The sequence below is a fragment of the Bradyrhizobium sp. SPXBL-04 genome (assembly GCF_051853035.1).
Lineage (GTDB): Bacteria > Pseudomonadota > Alphaproteobacteria > Rhizobiales > Xanthobacteraceae > Bradyrhizobium > Bradyrhizobium zhanjiangense.
In genome coordinates, this window is sequence record NZ_CP182472.1 from 649,630 (window position 1) to 665,521 (window position 15,892).

Sequence of the window (15,892 nt, forward strand, 5' to 3'; positions counted from 1 at the left end):
CCTTAGCCGCCGCAGCCGCCGACGGTGACCTTCACTTCCTTGGTCGCGCTGTAGAGCTTGCCGTCGGCCTCGACGATGGCGACCAATTTGGTGGTCTTGGCCATCTTCAGCCGGTTGGCGACGCCTGGAATCGTGCCGTCGGCGATCTTGTAGGACGCTGCGAGCGCAAACGGGTTCTCGGCCACGAAGAACGAGATCGAGGTGACCTTGTCGAGCGTCGTCGTCACCGAGACCGGCACCACGCCGCCGTTCTCGGCGATCTCCGGCGCATCCAGCTTGACCTTGTCGGACGGCTCGGCCGCCTTGCCGTAGAGCGCCTTGATCGCGTCGGCCTCGCTCTTCTGCTTGAAGGCCTCTTCCGGATATTTGTCGTTCGCCGCCGCGCACGCAGGGCTGGCTTCGAACGGCAGGTTGCCAAGGCCGATCAGCGCGACAGAGGCCGCGCCCTGAAGGATCAGGCGCCGCGTCGGGTGAGGGCCGGTGGTCGTGGTCATCTCAAGTTCTCCTGGCCGGCCGTTACAGCGTTTGCAGGAAATCAACGATCGCGTTGATCTCCTGTTCGGTCAAAATCCGGTTCCGGCCGAACGGCGGCATCATGGTCTGCGGATTGCGCTTGGTCTCGTCGAAGATGATCGCGGCCAGCTCGTTGCGGTCGGGGTACTTTGCCTTGATGTCCTTCAGCTCTGGCCCGATCGTTCCCGGCAGGTCGCCGCCCTGGATGACGTGGCAGGTCAGGCAATTGCCCTTGCCGCGCTCGAAGGCGAGCTTCCGGCCCTCGGCCACGGCGGACTGCGCCCGCGCCGGGCTGGCGAGGCCGGCGGCAATGGCCAGCAGGAGGAACAGGACGGACGTCCGGGACAAGGCAGTCAAGGCGGTATTCCGAGGCGTTATGGCGATGATCTGATCGCGGAAATAAAGGCGTTCCAAAGCATAAAGGGCATCGCCTGACAATCGAGACTATGCACCGAGCAAAATGGAGTTAATATCTTCCGCATTGTAATTAAAGAGATTATTGGTTCGGCCGATTTGGCCCCAACAATTAGGACAATTGGCGCGGGCCGGCTTTTTCCAGGGCGCTTTGGTGCCCATCCTGTTTTCAACGCGTTCTCGTGTTTTCAAGGGGACCTCACTTGACCGAATATCTCGTCGAATTTGGCAGGGACGGTGGACGGGTCGAACCGGATGGCCGGCTCGATGCGCCGGCGTTCCATCGCAATCACGAGCCGATCTGGGCGGCATTGGAAAAACATCTCGCCGGCTTGACCGGGAACGTGGTCGAGCTCGGCAGCGGAACCGGGCAGCACGTGGTTCATTTCGCCCGTCACACGCCCGGCCTGATCTGGTGGCCGAGCGACCTCAACCAGCGCCATCTTAAGAGTATCGAGGCCTGGCGCGTTCATTCGGGGCTCGCAAACATCCGCTCGCCCTTACGGGTCGATCTGACCGATCCCGATTGGTGTCCGGAGATGAAGAGCGGGCAGGGGCCGACCAGCCTCGCCGCCGTGTTCTGCGCCAACGTGATTCACATCGCGCCATGGAGCGTGGCCGAGGGCCTGTTCGCCGGCGCCGGCCGCTATCTGCGGGCCGACGGCAAGCTGTTCCTCTACGGTCCGTTCAAGCGCCACGGCAAGCACACCGCGCTCAGCAACGCCGTGTTCGACACGTCCTTGCGCGAGGGCAATCCCGAATGGGGTGTGCGCGACATCGGCGACGTCGAGGTGCTGGCGCAAGGCGCAGGCCTCCGCCTCGTCGATACCATCGATATGCCCGCGAACAATCTCACGCTGGTGTTTTCGCGGGACTGAGCGCGAGGCCGTCAGGCCTCGCCATCTTTCCACCCGATCTTCTCCTTCAAGAACCGGAAACCCAGCACCTCGAAGCCGGCGCGCTCCTTGTTGTCCTTGCCGTAGCCGTGGCCGCCTGCCGCGGGCTCGTACAACCAGGCCTCATAGCCCATCGCCTGGAGCTTGGCGGCCATCTTGCGCGCGTGGCCGGGATGAACGCGGTCGTCGCGGCGCGTGGTGGCGATCAGGATCGGCGGATAGGTCTGGCCATCCCTCACATTGTGATAGGCCGAATAGGTCTTCAGCCACGCCCATTCGTCCGGCTTGTCGGGGTCGCCATATTCCGCGATCCAGCTCGCGCCCGCGAGCAACTTCGTGTAGCGGCGCATGTCGATCAGCGGGATGGTGCAGAACAGCGCGCTGAAACGCTCGGGGTAGCGCACCAGCATGTTGGTGATGAGGATGCCGCCGTTCGATCCACCCTGTGCGGCGATGCGCTTGGCCGTCGTCACGCCGCGCCGGACGAGATCGGCGGCAACGGCTGCGAAATCGTCATGCGACAGCTTCTTGCCGGCGAGCCGACCGGCATCGTGCCAGCGCGTGCCGAACTCGCCGCCGCCGCGCAAATTGGCCTGCACCGTCGTGCCGCCGCGCTCCAGCCACAGCTTGCCGAGCGAAGGGTTGTAATACGGCTTCACCGAGTGTCCGAAGCCGCCATAGGCGCTCATATAGACCGGCGCATCGCCGGCCTCCGCCGCGGGGCCGGTCTGGACATAGGGAATGCGCTCGCCGTCGATCGAGATGGCCTCGTGCTGCGTCACCACGAGGCCATCGGCGGTGAACGTCCTCGGCGCTTGCTTCAGCACGGTCGGGTTGGTGACGCCGCGTGCGATCAGCAGCAGCGACGGCGGCGTCAGCGGATCCTGCACATTGGCGAGCAGGTCGCCATTGCTTTCGGACGGATGGCGATCGAGCGGCCAGACGTCGACGACGCCGATCTGCGGCAGGCCGGGAAGTGTGTCGCGGCTCCAGCCGGCGGCGGACGGCGTGCAGATCTCGAAGCGCGGGCGCAGCTCGTCGAGGATTGACAGCACGAGCTTGCCCGCCGCCCAGAACAGACCTTGCAACGCGCGCCGCGGCGCCGGTTCGAACAGCACTGAAAAATCGCGGCTGCCGGCGAGGAACGCCGACAGCGGGATGCCGAGCACCGTGTCAGCGGTATAGGTCCGGCCTTCGATGGACCAGTCCTTGCGCAGCTTGATCGCGAACCAGTCGCCATGCGCCTGCATCCAGATGCCGGTCGGCAGGTCGAGCTTCGTCGTCGTGCCGGCGGCATCGCGCAGCCAGATGGCGTGATTGAAGAAGTCGATCTGATCGACGAGCCAGGCCCGCGGCTCCTCTCCGGTGTCATCGGCGCTGCCATAGATCATCATGTGATCGGCGGCGGTCTCGATGATTGTTTGCGCCTGATCGACAGGCTGCCCGCGCCGCCACAGCCGCACGGTCCTCGCATATCCCGAGCTCGTGGCCATGCCCTCGCCATGGGCGCTCGACAGCAGCAGCGTGTCCGTATCGAGCCAATCCACGCCGCCCTTCGCTTCCGGCAGCGTGAACCCGTCGGCGACGAAGCTCTTGGTGTCCATGTCGAACTCGCGCAACGTCACGGCATCGCTGCCGCCGCGCGACAGGCTCAGAATCGCCCGCGAGCGTCCCGGCATCGTGACGATCTGGCTCAGCAGCCAGTCCTCGCCTTCGCTCGCCGCAAGCTGGTCGATATCCAGCATGGTCTCCCACGCTGGGTTCGCTTTGCGAAACTCCGCCAGCGTCGCCCGTCGCCATAGGCCGCGCGGATTGGTGGCGTCCTTCCAGAGATTGTGCAGATCGCTGCCGCGCCGGCTGACATAGGGAATGTTGTCCGGCCGATCGTAGATCGCCGCGAGGATGTCGCGATCGTGCTCGAAGGCTTTGCCGCCGAACGCGTTGAGCGTCAGCTGATTCTGCCGTTCGACGAAATCGAGCGCCTGCGTGCCCTCGATCTCCTCCAGCCACAGCCAGGGATCGTCGTCGGGAGCGCTGAGCGTAGGCCTGTCGTCGACGGTCATGAGCAAAACTCCAGGAAGATCGCGGCGGATAGGATTTGATCGAGCGCAAGCCGTCAAGGGCGCGGCCCGCTATCATCCGTCCGATTGCGTCACGGGCATGGCCCGCGTCCGTTTGCGCCGGTTGCCCGCCCATCAGCGCCCCTCCATAGTGCCGGGAATCAACGAGAGCCCTTTGGGGCGGAAATACCGATGTTAGATGTGACCGCGACTGCCGAAATTGCCGACGACACGCGCGCGCGTGCCAATGTGGTGCGCCTTGCCGCCGCGCAGGCGCTGACCGGCGCCAATTCGGCGGTGATCTTCGCGACCGGCTCGATCGTCGGCGCCACGCTCGCACCCGACATGTCGCTCGCGACCGTGCCGCTGTCGATGTACGTGCTGGGGCTCGCCGCCGGCACGCTGCCCACCGGCGCGATCTCGCGCCGCTTCGGCCGCCGCGCCGCCTTCGTCATCGGCACGGGCCTCGGCACGCTCACCGGCCTCACCGGCTGTTTCGCGATCCTGCACGCCTCCTTCGCGCTGTTCTGCATCGCGACCTTCCTCGGCGGTCTCTATGGCGCGGTGGCGCAATCCTATCGCTTCGCCGCCGCCGACGGCGCCAGCGCGGCGTACCGGCCCAAGGCGGTGTCCTGGGTGATGGCGGGCGGCGTGTTCGCCGGCGTGCTCGGTCCACAGCTCGTGCAATGGACCATGGACGTCTGGCAGCCTTATCTGTTCGCCTTCAGCTTCCTGGTGCAGGCGGCGGTGGCGCTGGTCGCGATGGGCATCGTCGCCGGTGTCGACATGCCCAAACCCGCGGCGGCCGATCTGCATGGCGGACGGCCGCTGCTCGACATCGTGACCCAGCCGCGCTTCATCGCGGCCGCTTTGTGCGGCGTCATCGCCTATCCCATGATGAACCTGGTGATGACCTCGGCGCCGCTCGCCATGAAGCTGTGCGGCCTCAGCGTGTCCGATTCCAATTTCGGCATTCAATGGCACATCGTCGCCATGTACGGACCGAGCTTCTTTACGGGTGCGCTGATCGCGCGCTTCGGTGCTCCGAAGGTCGTTGCGGCCGGCCTGCTGCTCGAGGCAGGCGCCGCCGGCATCGGTCTTTCCGGGATCACCGCGATGCATTTCTGGGCGACGCTCATCGTGCTCGGCGTCGGCTGGAATTTCTCCTTCATCGGCGCCTCCGCGCTGGTGCTGGAGACACACCGTCCGCAGGAGCGCAACAAGGTGCAGGCGTTCAACGATTTCCTGGTGTTCGGCATGATGGCGATCGGCTCGTTCTCCTCCGGCCAGCTGCTCGCCAATTACGGCTGGTCCGCGGTGAACATGGTGGTGTTCCCGCCGGTGGTGCTCGGCCTCGCCGTGCTGTCGCTGGCGTCCTGGGCGCGTCGCCGCAAGGCGCGCCTGGACGCTGCGATGGGCGAGTTCCCGGACGCGATCTGAGTTGGCAGGAGGCTGTCAGCAGCGTTGATGTTTCGATCGCCGTCGAAGTGATTTTCGGAGCCAGTATCGTTACATGATGCTCGTCATCGATTGGACGAGCGTAGCCAGGCAAGCGCTCGCGGGGGAAACCAAGGAGAAGCGCGAATGCTCGACAACCCCCGTCACACCGCTCCCGTCGACGAATCCACCCTCCGCTACGAAGGCTGGCGTATCGTCGCGGTCTGCTTCCTGCTCGCGACCTTCGGCTGGGGGCTCGGCTTCTACGGCCAGAGCGTCTATGTCGCCGAGCTCCAGCGCGCGCATGGCTGGTCGGCCTCACTGATCTCGTCGGGCACGACCTTCTTCTACCTGTTCGGCGCGCTGCTGGTCGTCTTCGTCGGAGAAGCCGTCCACAAATACGGCCCGCGGCTCTGCCTGATTGCGGGCACGCTGGCGATGGCAGCGGCCGCAGTCGCGATCGGCGCGGTGCGCGAGCCCTGGCAGCTCTACCTCGCCAATGCGGTGCTCGCCTTCGGCTGGGCCGGCACCAGTCTCGCCATGATCACCAACACGATCAGCCTGTGGTTCGATGCCAAGCGCGGCATGGCGATCAGCCTCGCGCTGAACGGTGCCAGTTTTGGCGGCATCGTCGGCGTGCCGCTGCTGGTAGCGTTGATCGGCCATGTCGGCTTCGCCAGCGCGATGTACGCCGCCGCCGGCGCCATGCTGGTGCTGCTCCTGCCGGTCATCCTCATTCTCGTCGGCCGGCCGCCTGATCTTCACGGCTGGCATGCGGCGGCGAAGCCGAAGCCGCAATCGTCGACGCAGATCCGCGCGCAGGCGCTGCGCGACGTCGGCTTCCTCTCGGTGACGATTGCCTTCGCGCTGGTGCTGTTCGCGCAGGTCGGCTTCATCGTGCACCTGATCTCGTTCCTCGATCCCGTGATCGGCCGCGAGCGCGCGGCGGTCGCCGTCGCCGTGCTGACGGCGATGGCGGTGGTCGGCCGCGTGCTGTTCTCGCTGGTGATCGACCGCCTCAACCAGCGGCTGGCCTCGGCACTGTCGTTCCTCAGCCAGGCCGCGGCGTTGTGTGTCGTCATCAACCTGCACAACGACTATGTGCTGATCGCGGCCTGCGCGGTGTTCGGCTTCTCCGTCGGCAACCTCATCACGCTGCCGTCGCTGATCGTGCAGCAGGAGTTCGATTCCGCCTCGTTCGGCGTGCTGATCAGCCTGAACACCGCAATCAATCAGGTGACCTATGCGTTCGGCCCGGGCGTCGTCGGCTTTTTGCGCGACCTCTCCGGCGGCTATGGGTTGCCGTTCTATCTCTGCATCGCGCTGGAGGTGGCGGCGGCGGCGCTGATCATGGTGCGGGGAGGCCGCAATCGAAGCTCTCGTAGGGTGGGCAAAGGCGCATAGCGCCGTGCCACCATCTGTCTCTCCACGCGTGCCGCAAGAATTGCTTCCGCTTTGCCCACCCTACGGGACCTATGTCCCAATAACGCGACGCCGCTTCAACATACTCCGTCATTGCGAGGAGCTCGCGACAAAATTGCGGAGCAATTTTGCGCTGATGCGACGAAGCAATCCAGATCGTCTCCGCGGTGACAGTCTGGATTGCTTCGCTGCGCTCGCAATGACAGTGTTTGAGGATGCAGCGGAGCTCACGCCTCCCGCTGCTTCAGCAAATCATCCACGTTCAGCCGCTTCGTGAACATCGCAAGCTTGCCGTCCGGCCCGAACGGCCATTGCTCCCTCGGCTTGTCCCAATACAGCTCGACGCCATTCTGGTCGGGGTCGCGCAAGTACAGCGCCTCGCTGACGCCGTGATCGCTGGCGCCGTCCAGCGCAATGCCGGCCGACAGCACCCGGTGCAGCGCATCCGCGAGTGCCGGCCGCGTCGGATAGAGGATCGCGGTGTGATAGAGCCCAGTCGTGCCGGGCGGCGGCGGCGAGCCGCCCTTGCTCTCCCAGGTGTTGAGCCCGATGTGGTGGTGATAGCCGCCGGCCGAGATGAAGGCCGCGCCGGAGCCCATGCGCTGCATCAGCTCGAAGCCGAGCACGCCGCAATAGAAGCCGAGCGCGCGATCGAGATCGGCGACCTTGAGGTGAACGTGGCCGATCCTTGTGCCGGCGGCGACGGCTGGGCTTTGCGACATCTGAATGCTCCGTTGTCGAACTCCACATAAGCCGGGTCCCGGGACAGTGCTATTGGCCGATCTGGAAACCTATCGTTTCCGAATGGGGAACTAAGCCAGCTCCGACACCTCGCCCTCCGGCAGGCCAAACTCGAACGTGTTCAGCGTCATCGACACCAGCGTGTAATAGCCGCACAGCCCGATGATCTCGACCACGCCGCGTTCGCTAAGCACCTTCACCGCCTCGTCATACAAACCCTTCTCGACGCCGTGTCCCTCATGCAGCGACTTTGCGACGTCGTAGATCATCTTTCCCTTGGGATCATCGAACTCAGGCGTGCGGCGGTCGCGGATCGCCTCGATGATCTCGAGTTTCATGCCGCCCGCAAGCGCCAGGCGCTTATGCGCATACCATTCGTAATGTGCGGTCCAGTGCCGCGCCGTCACCAGGATCGCGATCTCCGAGAGCTTTGCGGGAAAGATCGTGTCGAAGCGCAGCACCTCGCCGAGCCGCGTGGCGTGGCGCGCCATCTCCGGGCTGTTGAGCCAGGCCATCATCGGCGCCGGCGGCTTGCCGCGCTTGCCGGCAATCGACCCGTCATAGGTCTGGCGCTGGCTCTCATTCATTTCGCCAGGCGAAAGAAGCTTTAGGCGCATTGTCGTTTCCTCTTTGTTTTCAAGCTCGCCGTAAGGGCGACTATAGCCGAATGCGGGCTGCGGAAGTGGTTGAATTCCACGGAGCGATGGCTCAGAGTCGGCGGCAACAAGTCGATTTTGATTGATGGAAACGACCATGAGCGACATTGAGACTGCCGATCTCGAAACATTCCGCAACGAGACGCGCGCTTGGCTGGAAGCCAATTGCCCGCCGGAGATGCGCAAGCCCGCGACGTCGGACGCCGATGTGTTCTGGGGCGGGCGCAACGCAAAATTCTCGTCCGAGCCGCAGCGCATCTGGTTCGAATGCATGCGCGACAAGGGCTGGACGGTGCCTGATTGGCCGAAGGAGTATGGCGGCGGTGGCCTCAGTGCCGCCGAGCACAAGGTGCTGCGCGCGGAGATGGCCAGAATCGGCGCGCGTCCGCCGCTGTCGAGCTTCGGCATCTGGATGCTCGGGCCGGCGCTGCTGAAATACGGCAACGACGCCCAGAAGAAGGAGCATCTGCCGAAGATCGCCGCGGGCGAGATCCGCTGGTGCCAGGGTTATTCGGAGCCGAACGCCGGCTCCGATCTCGCCTCGCTGCAGACCCGCGCCGAGAGTGAAGGTGACGACTTCATCATTACCGGCCAGAAGATCTGGACGTCCTACGCCAACTATGCCGACTGGATCTTCTGCCTGGTCCGCACCGATCCCGCGGCCAAGAAGCACGACGGCATCAGCTTCATCCTGTTCGACATGACCTCGAAGGGCGTCTCGACCAAGCCGATCCTGTTGATCTCCGGCTATTCGCCGTTCTGCGAAACCTTTTTCGACAATGTCCGCGTGCCGAAGTCGCACGTGGTCGGCACCGTCAACCGCGGCTGGGACGTCGCAAAATATCTGCTCCAGCACGAGCGCGCGATGATCTCGGGCATGGGCGAGCGCGGCGTCGGCCGTCCGCTCGGCCAGATCGCGGCCGACTCCGTCGGCACCGACGCGCTGGGGCGGCTCGACGATGCCATGCTGCGCGGCCAGATCGCGCGCTTCGACGTGGATGAGGCCGCGCTTGCGGCCTGTGCCGAGCGCGCAGTCGATCTCGCCAAGGCGGGGCAAGCGCATCCGGCGTTCTCGTCCGCGATGAAGTACTACGGCACCGAGCTCAACAAGCGCCGCTACGAGATCTTGATGTCGGCCGGCGGCGTCGATGCGCTGGAATGGGAGAGCGAGCGCTCCAAGCAGGGCGCCCGCCCGCGCGCCTGGTTGCGCACCAAGGCCAACTCGATCGAGGGCGGCACGTCCGAGGTCATGCTCGGCATCGTCGCCAAGCGCATCCTGGATCTGCCGGGGGCGTGAGGCACACTCTCACCATCGTCATTCGGGGGCGCGCAACGCGCGAGCTACGATGCGCAATTGCGCATCTGAGAATCCATTCGTCCACCAATTCCGCCGCTTGATAGAATCCGGGCCTGGCCCTTCGGGCCATCCCGGAATGACGAACATAGATAGACTTCGAATTCGGAAACAACACCATGGCCCTCGTCCTCACCGAAGAACAATCGATGCTCCGCGACAGCGCGCGCGGGCTGATCAGCGACAAGGCGCCGGTGTCGCACCTGCGGCACTTGCGCGATTCCAAAGACCCCACCGGCTTCTCCAAGGAGTTTTGGCATTCCTTCGCCGAAATGGGCTTTGCCGGCCTCTTGGTGCCTGAAGAGTTCGGCGGCTCTGGCCTCGGCTATGTCGAAGCCGGAATCGTCATGGAGGAGATCGGCCGGACGCTGATGCCCTCGCCCTTCCTCGCCACCAGCGTGGTCGGGGCCTCTGCGCTGAACCGCTGCGGTAACGCCGCGCAGAAATCGGAATATCTGCCGAAGATCGCGAGCGGCTCGCTGCTTGCGACGCTCGCGATCGACGAGGGCGCGAAACATCGCCCGCTGCAGACCAGTCTCCAGGCCGTGCGCGCCGGTAACGGCTTCAAGCTTTCCGGCGCCAAGGCGCTGGTCATCGACGGCCACGTTGCTGATCTGCTCATCGTCGCCGCGCGCACCACGGGTGCTGCCGGCGAGCGTGAGGGCCTGACGCTGTTCCTGGTGGACCCCAAGGCGAAGGGCGTCGCGGTCGAGCGCACCATCATGGTCGACGCACATAACGCGGCGCGGATCGAATTCGCCAATGTCGAGGTCACTGCCGACAGCGTGCTCGGCGAGGTCGATCAGGCCGCAAGCCAGCTCGACGGCGTGCTCGATATCGGCCGCGGCGCGGTGGCTGCCGAAATGGTCGGCCTCAGCGACGAGGTCTTTGGCCGCACCGTCGAGTACCTGAAGAGCCGCAAGCAATTCGGCAAGCTGATCGGCGAATTCCAGGCGCTGCAGCACCGCGCCGCCGAGCTCTATGTCGACATCGAGATCACCCGCGCTGCCGTGATGAAGGCGCTCCAGGCACTGGATGCTGATGTCGCCAAGGCTGCATCAAGCGTCGCCGTGGCAAAAGCCCGCGCCGGCACCACCGCCACGCGCGCGGTGCAGGAAGGCGTGCAGATGCACGGCGGCATGGGCATGACCGACCAGTTCGACATCGGCTTCTTCATGAAGCGCGCGCGCGTGTGCGAGGAGCTGTTCGGCGACGCCAACTATCACACCGAGCACCTGGCGCGGGCGCGGGGGTATTGAGACGGGGCAGCCGCCTCGTTCTCCGCTGTCATCGCCCGCGAAGGCGGGCGATCCAGTACGCCGCGGCTTCTCCGCATACGATTGGCGTCTCGGAATACTGGATCGCCCGGTCAAGCCGGGCGATGACAGTTGAGAGTGTGGACGGCGCTTGCCTCAACCTCGTCATTGCGAGGAGCTCTTGCGACGAAGCAATCCAGACTGCCGCCGTGGAAAGATTCTGGATTGCTTCGCTTCGCTCGCAATGACGCGGCGAGACCGCGGCCTACCGCATCGGCGGTGCGTACTGCACACCACCCGCGTTCCACAGCTGGTTCATGCCGCGCGGGATCTTCAGCTTCGACTTCTCGCCGATATTGCGCTCGTACATCTCGCCGTAATTGCCGACGTGTCGGATGATGCGGACGGCCCAGTCCTTGGTGAGGCCGAGCTGCTCGCCGTAATTGCCCTCGGTGCCGACGAGGCGCATCACTTCCGGCTTCTTCGACTTCAGGGCCTCGTCGATGTTCTCCGAGGTGACGCCGAGCTCCTCGGCGTTGATCATCGCATACAGCGTCCACTTCACGATCATCATCCAGTCGTCGTCGCGCTGGCGCACGACCGGGGCCAGCGGCTCTTTGGAGATCATGTCCGGTAGGATCATTTGGTCGCCGGGTTTTGCGAGGTTCAGCCGCAGCGCATAGAGCTGGGAGACGTCGGCGCTCAGCGTGTCGCACTTGCCGGTGTCGTAGGCTTTCACGACGTCGTCGAGCTTGTCGAACTTCACCTCGTCATACTTCATGTTGTTGGCACGGAAGTAATCGGCGACGTTGAGTGCCGTCGTAGTGCCGGACTGGACGCAGACCTTGCTGCCGGTCAGGTCCAGCGAGGTCTCCTTGTTGCGCGAACGCGGCAGCATGAAACCTGCGCCGTCATAATAGGCGACGGCCGGGAAATAGAGGTCGTAGTCGAGCTCGCGCGCCATGCTCCAGGTCGAGTTGCGCGAGAGGATGTCGACCTTCCGGCTCTGCAATTCCTTGAAGCGCTCGCTGGCGTCGAGTGCGACGAACTTCGCCTTGGCCGGATCGTTGAAGATCGCCGCGGCCACCGCACGGCAGAAATCGACGTCGAATCCGGTCCAGTTGCCCCTGTCGTCGGGGATCGAGAAGCCGGGCAGGCCCTTGTTGACGCCGCAAAGCACCTCGCCGCGGCGCACGGTGCGCTTCAGCGTGCGGGTGTCGTAGAATTCATAGACGATGGCCAGAACGGCGACCAGCACGGCGACCGCGAGCCCGATCAGCAGGCCGCCTCGAAAAGTGCGCATCATGTTGCTCTCTCGAAAAATCGGGAAATGGAATATTCGCGAAGGCGAAGAAGATTAGAGCTCGGGCTTCTGCCGAATGACGACCTTGGTCCCGACCGGGACGCGATCGTAGAGATCGGCAACGTCATTGTTGACGAGACGGAAGCAGCCCGAGGACACCTTGGTGCCGATCGTATCAGGACGGTTGGTGCCGTGGATGCGGTAGACGGTGGTGCCGAGATACATGGCGCGGGCCCCTAGCGGATTGCCGGGGCCGCCGGCCATGAAGCGCGGCAGATAGGGCTGGCGCTGGATCATCTCCGGCGGCGGCGTCCAGTCCGGCCACTCCTTCTTGTTGGTGATGTTCACCAGCCCCTGCCACTGAAAACCATCGCGGCCGACGCCGATGCCGTAGCGGATCGCGCGCCCGCCGGGCTGCACCAGGTAAAGATGACGTTCGGCGGTCGAGATGATGATGGTGCCGGGCGCCTCGGTGGTGCGGAAGTACACCACCTGCTTCTGCCATTCCGGATCGAGCTGGTAGGCATCGTCGGCGATCAGGCCCGGCTCGTCGCCGCGATCAGGCTGCTGGGCGAAGGCTTGGGGCGCCCAAAGGATCAGGCCGATCGCAGCCACAAGCATCCCGGTCAGGCGACGAAAATCCGTCATGTAAAGCTCTCCCCGCTGCCACAGCGCAAATCATTCAGAACCATCAAACCTGAGGGGCAAGTTCATGGCAAGTTGATGGCGCGCCGCCCTGGTATGTCACGACAATGCTTTGGTTTTTTGACGCGCCGCGCAATGCCACAAACAGGGGATGGCGCGAAAAGCAGTGATCGTGGCGCCCCGGCTCGGTGCGCTCCCTCCCCCGCTTGCGGGGGAGGGCCGGGAGAGGGCTGTCTCCATGATGGAGCAATCCCGATGTGGAGCAGAACCCTCACCCGGCGCGCGGGACGATGCTGCGCATCGCCCGGGGCGCGCCGACCTCTCCCGCAAGCGGGAGAAGCTCAGACCGAACTCGCGGTGAGATCAACTTCGACAATTGGCGCTAGACGCCAATCAGATCCGGTTGCTCTCCGCCGCGATCCCGAGCCGCCGGACGATTTCGGCGCCCACGGCGCGGGCCTCGAGCCGCGATCCGATGCGGGGGCTGCGAAAGCGCCGTCCGGAGTGCAGCCGGATCACCACGATGCAATGCTCGTCCTCGGACCGGCCGCGGCGCTCGACCGTGATCGTCTTCACGTCGTGCCCCTCGATATGGTCGGCGCGCGGCGTGCCGTCGCCCCACAGGCGTTCGACGCGAATGTCCCCTTGCCGGATGATCCAGAAGGCACCGGTCACGAGATTGGCATATCTGTGCACGGCGAGCGCGGCGATCGCGCCAACCGGCAGCAGCATGATGTCGATCGGGCCGGGCGGCAGGCCGCGCCAGAGCTTGTAGGCGTAGGGAACGGCGCACAGTGCGACGGCGATCAATGCAACGATGCGGATGTCGCGCGCGGGAAACGGCTCGAGAGGTTCGCCGAGATGCATCTCGGGATTGCTGGCATCGAGTGGATTGCTGGGTGCCTCGACATTGGGAACGCCGAATTGCGCGGCGATCCGGGCGACGGTGCCGCGCACATGCGTGACGTCGGAGATCGGCGGAGACGTCAAGCGTTCCCCGGAGGCCAGCGTGAAAGCCAGCTGGAAACGGGCTTTCGCCCGCTTGCTGCCGGGAACTTGCAATTCCCTGATGTCGTCCTTGGCGACGACCCGCGTACGGAGCTTTCCGAAGGGGCGCTGTTGCCCGATCAGGATCTCGTTCGGGGTGATGATCCACACTACCGCCGGCGCCAGCATGATGCCGCAGACGAATGCCGCACCCAGGAGGAGAGCGGCTACCGAGATGATCACTTCCAGCGTGTCGTGCGTGAACAGGCCGGGCGTAAAGCACAGCGCCACCGCGGCCGCAGAGCCGGCCATGATCAGCCGCTGCGCGATCGAGGAGCCTTCACGAAGGCGGATGTCGTTGCTGGTGGTCGCGTCGTCCATCACGGGCGGCTGATTTCGTCGATGCGAAACTCCACGGACGGGTCCGTGGAGTCAAGCAACAAGGACGACAGATGAATCCGGCCGCGCGATGTCGGCGCGGCATCAACTGTTCACGTTCAGGAGCCGCGCCACCGTTCCGTCGATCTGGTCGTAGCTGCCTTCGCCTTCGTGCTGGAACACGATCTTGCCGGTCTGGTCAATGATGTACTGCGCCGGCCAATATCGGTTGCGGTAGGCGTTCCAGGTTTTGGAATCATTGTCCTGCGCCACGGGATAGGTGATGCCGTGGCGTTTCAGCGCAGCCTGCACGTTAGAGGCGGAACGCTCGAACGGGAATTCCGGCGTGTGCACGCCGACCACGACGAGGCCCTTGTCCTTGTACTTGGCGTAGAGGTCAGTGACGTGCGGCAGTGTGTTGACGCAGTTGACGCAGCCATAGGTCCAGAAGTCGACCAGCACGACCTTGCCGCGCAGGTCGGCCATGCTCAGAGGTTTCGAGTTGAACCAGTTGTTGATGCCGGTGAAGTCGGGCGCGGTCTGCTGGCTCGCGGCGGCGGTGACGATGGGTGCAGCGCGCGCCGCCTCGTCGCAGATGCCGGGGATGACGGCGCCTGATCCGGCCATGCCGATCAGGGCGGCGGCCACGGTGAGCAGTTTGAAAGTCATGAACGAGTCCTCCGGTTGCGATGCGCGATGATCACAGGCCGATCTGGCCGGTGGGATAGAAGCCGGTGAGCCACGCCACGAGCAGCGTGTCGTATTGGAAATAGGCGGCGACCGCGAACGCGATCACGACAATGCCAAAACCCTGCTGCAGCCGCGGCGAGATGCGGGCGAGGCTGCGCACCCGCGTGGTCGCGGCCTGGCCGCCATGGGCGATCGCCAGCATCGGAATTGCCGCACCGATGGCGTAGGCGACCAGCAGCGTCCCGGCCCAGCCTAAGTTCTTCGAGGTCGCAACCAGCGTCAGGATCGAGCCGAGCACGGGACCGGCGCAGGGCGTCCAGACCAGGCCGAGCGTGGTGCCGAGCACGAGCCCACCCAGCGCGCCCTCGCGCTGGGTGGCGCTGGAATTGCCAAGATCGAGCCAGCCATTGAGCCGGATCGACAGCCATTCGAACGGCGCCGGCCACAGCATCAACAGGCCGAAGCCGAGCAGCAGGATGGATGCCGCTTCGCGCAGCACGTTCGGATCGAAGTCGAACAGCCGCGTGATCGCACCGAGCAGCAGCGCGGCCGCCGAGAACGAGATGATGAAGCCGAGCGCGATCATCGCCGGCCGCAAGTGCCCTGCGCGCCCGATCGAAGCGCCGAGCAGGATCGGCAGCATCGGCAGCGTGCACGGCGCGGCGATGGTGAGGATGCCGGCAAGGACGGCGAAGAGAAGTTCGAGCATCGGGCACTCGTGGAGAGGGGTACGAGGCCAGTTCGCGAGGAGGCGGGATGTCGTTACGCAGCGTCACGCGTTCGTGACGGGCTACCCTGTCGGCCACGACGAAGGTGCGCCCCCCTCCCCCGCTCGCGGGGGAGGGTTGGGGAGAGGGTGCCTCGGCAACGAAGACTCCCCAAGAGGAAAGAACCCTCACCCGCCGCGCGCGGGACGATGCTTCGCATCGCCCGAGGCGCGTCGGCCTCTCCCGCAAGCGGGAGAGGCGCGAGCCTGCCGCCGCACCTTCCGCCAAACACAAAACGACCCGGAGGGGGGCATCCCGTCCGGGTCGTTGGAGGTCCTTGGGAGGTTTAACCAAAACCGTATGCGAACTTTATAGGAGGGAAGTTTTTCCGCCTGATGTTGTGCTTTGTTTCAATTGTTTCGTCGGCGGTAAC

At 64.8% G+C, this 15,892-nt stretch carries 15 protein-coding genes; 5 read left to right on the forward strand and 10 right to left on the reverse strand.

Annotated elements, in window-relative coordinates; all coding sequences use genetic code 11:
• Window positions 1-2: 2 nt before the first annotated feature.
• On the reverse strand, window positions 3-494 hold the full coding sequence (soxY, locus tag ACNJX8_RS02960; RefSeq protein ID WP_439359550.1) for a thiosulfate oxidation carrier protein SoxY: 492 nt from the start codon (window positions 492-494) through the stop codon (window positions 3-5).
• 22 nt (window positions 495-516) lie between these two features.
• Window positions 517-870, reverse strand: coding sequence for a sulfur oxidation c-type cytochrome SoxX (gene soxX / locus ACNJX8_RS02965; RefSeq protein WP_128930841.1), 354 nt, complete (start codon window positions 868-870; stop codon window positions 517-519).
• Window positions 871-1,130: 260 nt separating this feature from the next.
• Here soxX and ACNJX8_RS02970 point away from each other — a divergent pair, with 260 nt between their 5' ends.
• On the forward strand, window positions 1,131-1,805 hold the full coding sequence (locus ACNJX8_RS02970; RefSeq protein ID WP_439359552.1) for a DUF938 domain-containing protein: 675 nt from the start codon (window positions 1,131-1,133) through the stop codon (window positions 1,803-1,805).
• Window positions 1,806-1,816: 11 nt separating this feature from the next.
• Here ACNJX8_RS02970 and ACNJX8_RS02975 read toward each other — a convergent pair whose 3' ends face one another.
• Complete coding sequence (locus ACNJX8_RS02975) at window positions 1,817-3,886, reverse strand: prolyl oligopeptidase family serine peptidase (RefSeq protein ID WP_439359554.1); 2,070 nt, start codon at window positions 3,884-3,886, stop codon at window positions 1,817-1,819.
• Window positions 3,887-4,075: 189 nt separating this feature from the next.
• On the opposite strand from ACNJX8_RS02975, the gene ACNJX8_RS02980 reads away from it, so the two are divergent.
• A complete protein-coding gene (locus tag ACNJX8_RS02980) occupies window positions 4,076-5,323 on the forward strand; it encodes an MFS transporter (RefSeq protein ID WP_439359555.1) in 1,248 nt (415 codons plus the stop codon).
• Window positions 5,324-5,467: 144 nt separating this feature from the next.
• On the forward strand, window positions 5,468-6,724 hold the full coding sequence (locus tag ACNJX8_RS02985; protein WP_439359557.1) for an MFS transporter: 1,257 nt from the start codon (window positions 5,468-5,470) through the stop codon (window positions 6,722-6,724).
• 245 nt (window positions 6,725-6,969) lie between these two features.
• Here the strand turns inward: ACNJX8_RS02985 and ACNJX8_RS02990 are convergent, their stop codons facing one another.
• Together ACNJX8_RS02990 and ACNJX8_RS02995 are read right to left on the reverse strand one after the other, a co-directional pair.
• The gene (locus ACNJX8_RS02990) at window positions 6,970-7,464 is read right to left on the reverse strand and encodes a VOC family protein (protein WP_439359559.1); all 495 of its coding nucleotides are present in this window, start codon (window positions 7,462-7,464) and stop codon (window positions 6,970-6,972) included.
• A gap of 90 nt (window positions 7,465-7,554) precedes the next feature.
• On the reverse strand, window positions 7,555-8,100 hold the full coding sequence (locus ACNJX8_RS02995; RefSeq protein ID WP_439359561.1) for a carboxymuconolactone decarboxylase family protein: 546 nt from the start codon (window positions 8,098-8,100) through the stop codon (window positions 7,555-7,557).
• Between the two features lie 136 nt (window positions 8,101-8,236).
• Between ACNJX8_RS02995 and ACNJX8_RS03000 the strand changes: the two genes are divergently transcribed.
• Both ACNJX8_RS03000 and ACNJX8_RS03005 read left to right on the forward strand, forming a co-directional pair.
• Window positions 8,237-9,436 (forward strand): acyl-CoA dehydrogenase family protein, encoded by a 1,200-nt coding sequence (locus tag ACNJX8_RS03000; protein WP_439359562.1) that lies wholly within the window; start codon window positions 8,237-8,239, stop codon window positions 9,434-9,436.
• Between the two features lie 176 nt (window positions 9,437-9,612).
• Window positions 9,613-10,752, forward strand: a complete 1,140-nt coding sequence (locus ACNJX8_RS03005; protein ID WP_439359564.1) for an acyl-CoA dehydrogenase family protein — start codon at window positions 9,613-9,615, stop codon at window positions 10,750-10,752.
• 262 nt (window positions 10,753-11,014) lie between these two features.
• Here ACNJX8_RS03005 and ACNJX8_RS03010 read toward each other — a convergent pair whose 3' ends face one another.
• From ACNJX8_RS03010 to ACNJX8_RS03030, 5 genes are all read right to left on the reverse strand, one after another.
• On the reverse strand, window positions 11,015-12,052 hold the full coding sequence (locus ACNJX8_RS03010) for an amino acid ABC transporter substrate-binding protein (RefSeq protein ID WP_439362058.1): 1,038 nt from the start codon (window positions 12,050-12,052) through the stop codon (window positions 11,015-11,017).
• A 54-nt stretch (window positions 12,053-12,106) separates the two neighbouring features.
• Window positions 12,107-12,700, reverse strand: a complete 594-nt coding sequence (locus tag ACNJX8_RS03015; RefSeq protein ID WP_128930850.1) for a L,D-transpeptidase — start codon at window positions 12,698-12,700, stop codon at window positions 12,107-12,109.
• A gap of 390 nt (window positions 12,701-13,090) precedes the next feature.
• Window positions 13,091-14,065 carry a hypothetical protein gene (locus tag ACNJX8_RS03020; protein ID WP_439359566.1) on the reverse strand — a complete coding sequence of 325 codons (975 nt, stop codon included), beginning with the start codon at window positions 14,063-14,065 and terminating at the stop codon, window positions 13,091-13,093.
• A 102-nt stretch (window positions 14,066-14,167) separates the two neighbouring features.
• The gene (locus ACNJX8_RS03025; RefSeq protein WP_091887228.1) at window positions 14,168-14,731 is read right to left on the reverse strand and encodes a thioredoxin family protein; all 564 of its coding nucleotides are present in this window, start codon (window positions 14,729-14,731) and stop codon (window positions 14,168-14,170) included.
• A gap of 31 nt (window positions 14,732-14,762) precedes the next feature.
• Complete coding sequence (locus ACNJX8_RS03030) at window positions 14,763-15,461, reverse strand: cytochrome c biogenesis CcdA family protein (protein WP_439359568.1); 699 nt, start codon at window positions 15,459-15,461, stop codon at window positions 14,763-14,765.
• Between the last annotated feature and the right edge of the window lie 431 nt (window positions 15,462-15,892).